Genomic DNA, 6000 nt, shown 5'->3' with positions numbered 1-6000 from the left:
GCTCCCTCAATCCTGCGAGACCACCACGCTCAACGCCCACGGTCCCCGCAACTCCCATCGATCACGGGTGTTGCGAGGACCGTTAGAACCCAAGCGTTGGTCAGGGCCTCAGCGACCACGAAATACGCGGCCGTCTCAACTGCGGCGTCCGGCCGACGGTTCAGGGGTCCGAGGTCGAGCTCGGCGGGTACGACACAGCGCGCGGCCAGCGCGGAGAGCGCCGCCTGCAGGCCGCGGTCGGCGAGGATCGGCGGGGCGATGCCGCGCGACAGGGCCCGTAGCTCCTCCAGCGTCTCCTGAGCCTGGACGATCGCGTCGGCGAGCGCTTCCCGGGCAGCTTCCGGCCTGCTGTCGAAGTGGTGCTGGGCACGGCCCAGTTCCATCGCCAGGCGGACCAGACGCTGCTGGGGGCCGTCGTGAATATCGCGCTCGAGTCGGCGCAGGGCGGCCGCCTCGGCCGTCACCGCGGCGACGGTCTGTGCGCGGGCGGTGTCCCGCTCCTGCTCCAGCCCGTTGATCCTGCCGTGCAATGCCGACAGATCGGACAACAGTGCCTTCCCCAGGCCGGCTTGAGCGGCGACGCATGCGCGGGTCACCAGCGGCAGGGTGGCCAGCACGAGGAGGCCGACCGCGACCGCGAAGGGGACCCGCTCGTCCGGCGACGTCAGCCCCAGGCTCAAGGCGATGTGGGATTGGGGACTGCCCACGTACAGGTTCATCGGCCGCAGTGGCCCGGGCGTCGCGTACGGGCTGCGCAGGGGAGACGTGACGGCAGCCACGCCGACGAACCACCACAGCGCCGTCACCACCGACGTGACCACAACGACGGGGAGCACCAGTACCGTGTGCGCCACATCGAGCCACAGCCCCGGGTCGGACGCGGCGGCTGTCTCCCGCGGCCTCGGCCGCCGACGCGCGCCCTGTGCCCCGCCCACCTGGGAACGCACCTTGGCGATCCGCCACCGTTCCATGTCGGCGGACCATCGCGCCAGTTCCGACGCACCGGTCATGACCGGCGACCCGCTCGGCAACAGCAGACCGACCGTGCCGACGAACAGGCCGCTGAGCACCAGCAGCAGACCGAACGCCGCACTCACCGGCGCGGTCAGCAGGTACAACGAGTCCAGAAGCGTGCGGTGACCCAAGCGCACCGCGAACCGGGGACCCCGCCGCCACCGACCCGCGACCACGCCCGCGACCACGGAAGGCAACGACTCAGCCATGCGCCCAGCATAATCGGGATCGCCTCAGTGCTGTTGACAGCTACCCCCGCCGGCCGAAGGCGTCCAGCAGCAGCCGCAGGACAGCCCGCGCCGCCTGCCGCCGCGCGGGCTGCCGGGACCACACCGCGGGCAGCACCACGCCCAACAGGACGACCAGCACGGCCAGGTAAAGGAAGTAGAGGGTCACGACGACCTCCGAGAGCAGAGCTTCACTTTCACGGACGAGGACGAATCTCCCCGACTGCGTGTTCGCCGCCGTTCGGCCGTACGAAGATGAACACGCACAGCGGAGGCTCAAGGACCGGAGGTCACGTGGACGGTATGACGGCGGAGAACCAGGCGGCGCTCACCGAGCTGAGCGGCACGATGGCGGCACTCAGGCTGGAACAGCGGCTCTCCGTCGAAGCCCTGCAACGCCGGGCGCAGTTGGGCCGCACCACGGTCAGCCAGGCCCTGAACGGCTCCGCCATCCCCTCGAAGGACACCGTGCGCCGGCTGGCCCAGGCCCTGCACACCAATCCCGCACCGCTGCTCGCCCTCCAGCGCAAGGCCAGCCCGGCCAAGTCCCCCGTGGCACCGCAGGATCTGGAGTTCTCCACCCGCTACCGTTCCTATCTGGTCGGCCGCCACGGGCAGTTGGACATCATCGGGCTCGACCTGAGCCGTCCCGAGCGGACCAACTGGCCCCTGGACGCCGCCTACCTGAGCCTGGAGCTGGCCGAGGACAGCCGGGGCGAGCGGTACGGCGCCGGGCAGTTGGACAGCCTCAACGGCCTCACCGGCCGGGTGCGCCGAGCCGAGCAGGCCCTGGCAGGACGGCGGCGAGTGCTGATCCGCGGGCACGCCGGCAGCGGAAAGACCACGCTGCTCCAGTGGCTGGCAGTTGCCGCCGCCTCCGACCAACTCCCGGACGAGCTGTCCGACTTACGCGGTCACGTCCCCTTCGTCCTCCCGCTGCGCACGCTGATCCGACTGGACAGCCTGCCGTCGTCCCCCGAACAGCTGCTGCGCGCGCTGGACTGCCCGATCGCCGACGCCCAGCCGCCCGGTTGGAGCGATCGCGCGCTGGCCGCCGGGCGGGCCCTGGTGCTGATCGACGGGCTCGACGAGGTGTCGCAGTCCGCGCGCGAACGGACCCACCGCTGGCTGCGCGACCTGCTGGCGGCCTATCCGCGCGCCTTCTACGCCGTGACGACGCGGCCGTCCGCCGTCCGGGAGGGCTGGCTCGCGGCCGACGGCTTCGGCGAGTTGGCGGTCCGCCCGATGAGCTCGCGCGATATCGGCGTCTTCGTCACCCGCTGGCACGCGGCGGCCCGGGCGGACGCGGCGACCGCCGAGGAGAGCGCCCGGCTGACCGCGCTGGAGGACCAGCTCAAGGACACCGTCCGGGCCCAGCGCGACCTCGCCCAACTGGTCACCACACCGCTGCTCTGCGCGCTCGTCTGCGCCCTACACCGCGACCGGCGCGGCCATCTGCCGCACGGCCGGATGGAGTTGTACTCCGCCGCGCTCTCGATGCTGATGGTCCGCCGCGACCACGAACGCGACATCCAGGCCCCCGAGGGCATCGCGCTCGGCGAGCAGCAGACCGTCCAGCTGGTGCAGCGGCTGGCCTGGTGGATGATCCGCAACGGGCAGGCCGAGATCGACCGCGCGGACGCCGAACAGCAGATCGCCGACGCACTGCCGGCGATGCCCGCCGTGGCGGCCCAGGGGGACGCCGCGCAGGTCCTGGATCACCTGGTCGCCCGTTGCGGCCTGCTACGCCAACCCACCACCGACACCATCGACTTCATCCACCGCACCTTCCAGGACCACCTGGGCGCCAAAGCCGCCGTGGAGACCCGCGACTTCGGCCTACTCGACCGGCACGCCACCGACGACCAGTGGGAGGACGTGCTGCGGATGGCGGTCGCGCACGCCCGACCGGACGAGGGCGCCCGGATCATCCAGAAGCTGATCACCCGCGGCGACCGCGTGGCCAAGCACCGCCCCCGCCTGCACCTGCTGGCAGCCGCCTGCGTGCAGTACGCGACGGAGCTGGACCCGGCGGTGCGGGCGCAAGTCGAGGAGCGGGTGACGAAACTGCTGCCGCCGCGCAGTGTCCGGGAGGCGATCGCGCTGGCTGAACAGGGCGCTTTCGTCCTCGACCTGCTGCCCGGACCGGAGGACCTGGAGGGCGACGAGCTGGAGGCGGTCGTCCACACCGCCGCCAGGATCGGCGGGGAGGCGGCGCTCCCCTTCCTCAAGAGATTCCGAACCCGTACGGAGGAGGCGGTCTGGAACACCCTGGGCCAGGGCTGGTCCTGGTCTCCCTTCGATCCGGCGGAGTACGCCCGCGAAATTCTGGCGCATTGCCCGGGCGATGGCCGCGTCACCGTCAATTCCCCGGAGCAACTCGCAGAACTGCCCGGTGGAGAGAAGTTCCCGTCCGTCACCTTCGACGGGCCCTTCACCGCCCAGGAGTTGGCCACCACTCCCGACATCGACGGTCGCTTCAGCGTCACCGTGCAGAACAACACCTCCATCCACGACCTCGCGTTCGCCCTGCGCTTCCCGTGGCTGATGAGTCTGACGCTCGACTGTCCCCAGTTGACGGATATCACGCTCCTGGCCGGGCTGTCCCTGATGGACCTCAGCTTGGAGATCGCTCCTGGAGTCGACCTCGGTGTCCTCTCCGAACTGACCGACCTGAAGACCCTGTCGCTCGCCATGCCGTTGCGCTACCGGGACCTCTCCGAGCTGCCGGCGCCCTGCGGGCTGACCAATCTGTACCTGTCCCACCGCGCGCTTGAGGACACCTCGGCACGAGGGATCAGTCGCTGGGATCAGCTCCGAAGTCTGTACGTACCGGCTACCGCTCTGCCCGAGGTCGGCTCCGAACTCACAGCTTTGAAAAACCTAGACCGCCTGAGTCTGCTGGGCCCGTCCGACCTGCGCCTTAACCCGCTGCCTTCGGTGACCGAGGTGTTCCTAGGCAACTTCATGACCGGCCTGGATCTGGGCCCGCTGGTCAGCAGCTTCCCCGGCCTGCGGAAGCTCGCACTCTTTGGACTGAACGGGCAGAGCGTCGACATCGCGCCACTGGCCACAATAGATGGGCTCACGATCAGCGCTCTCGGCCATATCCGCATCGAAGGCGCCGACCACATTCCCGCCGACAGACTCACCCGACGCCTGTGACACGGACGCTCAGGCCGCGAAGCCGCCGTCCACGGCGATGGAGGCACCCGTGACGTACCGGCCGCCGTCACCCGCGACGTCCGAGGCCTGCCCGAAGCGGCTGAGCGCCGTCAACTCCCGCTGCATGTCGGCTGCCAGTCCGTCGGCGGGGTTCATGTCGGTGTCGATGGGTCCGGGGTGGATCAGGTTGGCGGTGATCCCCCTCGGGCCCAACTCGCGGGCGAGGGCCTTGGTCAGCCCGGTCAGGGCCGTCTTGCTCATCGCGTACAGCGAACCGCCCGGGAACGCGACCCGCTCGGCGATGCAGCTGCCGATGGTGATGATCCGCCCGCCCGCCGCCATGTGCCGCAGGGCCGCCTGGGACGCGAGGAACGGCGCGCGCACGTTGACGCTCAGCACCCGGTCGACGTCCTCCAGCGACAGCTCCTCGACGGGACCGAGCACACCGATCCCGGCGTTGTTGACCAGAACGTCGAGCCGGCCGAACTCCGCCACCGCCTGGTCCACCGCCTCCCGCACGGCCGCAGCGTCCGCACTGTCGGCCCGGACAGCCCAGGGCCGGCGGCCCAGCGCCTTGATCCGCTCGACCACCTCCGCCGCACGCTCGGAACTGTGCTGGTAGGTCAGCGCGACGTCGGCTCCGTCCTCGGCCAGCCGCAGCGCCACCGCCTCGCCGATCCCCCGGCTGCCGCCGGTCACCAGGGCCACCTTGCCGTCAAGCACCGCAGTCGTCATGTTCGTTCGCCCATCTCGCTGTCGGGTGTGGGGACATGACGATGCTCGTACGCCACGGGCGAGGAGTCCGGCACAATTCGGACGTCGAGTTGGAGCCCGCCCCCTGGTCCTCGACCGCTACTCGCCTGTAGCGCCGTCGATGCACTCGCGCAGCAGGTCAGCATGTCCGTTGTGCCGTGCGTACTCCTCGATCATGTGAGTGAGGACGTAGCGCAGCGAGAACCGCTCCTCCTTGAAGTACCCGACGAGATCGAGCGACTCGGCAGCGTCGACGATCTCCCTGGCCCTCGCACACGCCTCCTCCCAGGCCTTGAACGCCTCGTCCGGGTTGGCTTCGTCGACGTCGAACTGGGCCAACTCCCCGTCAGGCCTGCGCGCCCAGTGCCCTCGGACCTCCTCGCCGTTCATCACGTACCGGAACCAGGTCAGCTCGACATCCGCCAGATGACGGACCAGCCCGAGCAGGGACATCGACGACGGCGGAACCGCCCGCTCCCGAAGCTGCTCGGTCGTCAGTCCGACGCACTTCATGGCCAGGGTCTGACGCTGGTACTCCAGGAAGGCGACCAGGGAGCTGCGCTCGTCGGTCACCCGAGAAGGTTCGGTTCTCGTGTACTCGCCCATCGGCCGATCCTCTCAAGCCGACCCGCGCTCAGGACACCGGATTTCCAGGCTCGGTGGGGTCTGCGAGCCGGCGTCGGTGTGGCTGAGCGTTCCGGTCGGCATGTCCGGCGAATTAAAAAAATTAGGGACCCCGGGGTCGCCGGGAACGGTGCCGTACGCGGCTTCGCCGGGCCCGCAGCGGCCGCCGGGGCGGCAGCTCGCACCCCTGTGGTCGACCGTCTCCGGACGGGTGCTC

At 70.1% G+C, this 6000-nt stretch carries 5 protein-coding genes; 1 reads left to right on the top strand and 4 read right to left on the bottom strand.

Annotation, left to right across the window (positions count from 1 at the left end):
* Positions 1-29 precede the first annotated feature (29 nt).
* Positions 30-1223, bottom strand: a complete 1194-nt coding sequence (locus P3T37_RS35460; protein ID WP_280728083.1) for a sensor domain-containing protein — start codon at positions 1221-1223, stop codon at positions 30-32.
* A 40-nt stretch (positions 1224-1263) separates the two neighbouring features.
* The gene (locus P3T37_RS35455) at positions 1264-1410 is read right to left on the bottom strand and encodes a hypothetical protein (RefSeq protein WP_280728082.1); all 147 of its coding nucleotides are present in this window, start codon (positions 1408-1410) and stop codon (positions 1264-1266) included.
* A gap of 134 nt (positions 1411-1544) precedes the next feature.
* Here P3T37_RS35455 and P3T37_RS35450 point away from each other — a divergent pair, with 134 nt between their 5' ends.
* Complete coding sequence (locus tag P3T37_RS35450; RefSeq protein WP_280728085.1) at positions 1545-4406, top strand: NACHT domain-containing protein; 2862 nt, start codon at positions 1545-1547, stop codon at positions 4404-4406.
* Positions 4407-4415: 9 nt separating this feature from the next.
* Here the strand turns inward: P3T37_RS35450 and P3T37_RS35445 are convergent, their stop codons facing one another.
* Both P3T37_RS35445 and P3T37_RS35440 read right to left on the bottom strand, forming a co-directional pair.
* Positions 4416-5141: a 3-oxoacyl-ACP reductase family protein gene (locus P3T37_RS35445; RefSeq protein WP_280728081.1), complete on the bottom strand. Its 726-nt coding sequence runs from the start codon at positions 5139-5141 to the stop codon at positions 4416-4418.
* A gap of 117 nt (positions 5142-5258) precedes the next feature.
* A complete protein-coding gene (locus tag P3T37_RS35440) occupies positions 5259-5732 on the bottom strand; it encodes a DinB family protein (protein WP_348533315.1) in 474 nt (157 codons plus the stop codon).
* Positions 5733-6000 lie beyond the last annotated feature (268 nt).

The organism is Kitasatospora sp. MAA4, from assembly GCF_029893355.1.
In the GTDB taxonomy this organism is placed as follows: domain Bacteria; phylum Actinomycetota; class Actinomycetes; order Streptomycetales; family Streptomycetaceae; genus Kitasatospora.
Note: the sequence above shows the minus strand (reverse complement) of the source record. Positions and strands in the feature narration are given on the sequence as shown.

Bases quoted from the DNA above. Each gene is read 5' to 3' on its own strand.
- P3T37_RS35460 (WP_280728083.1), bottom strand. From the start codon at position 1,223: ATGGCTGAGTCGTTGCCTTCCGTGGTCGCGGGCGTGGTCGCGGGTCGG.
- P3T37_RS35450 (WP_280728085.1), top strand. From the start codon at position 1,545: ATGACGGCGGAGAACCAGGCGGCGCTCACCGAGCTGAGCGGCACGATG.
- P3T37_RS35445 (WP_280728081.1), bottom strand. From the start codon at position 5,141: ATGACGACTGCGGTGCTTGACGGCAAGGTGGCCCTGGTGACCGGCGGC.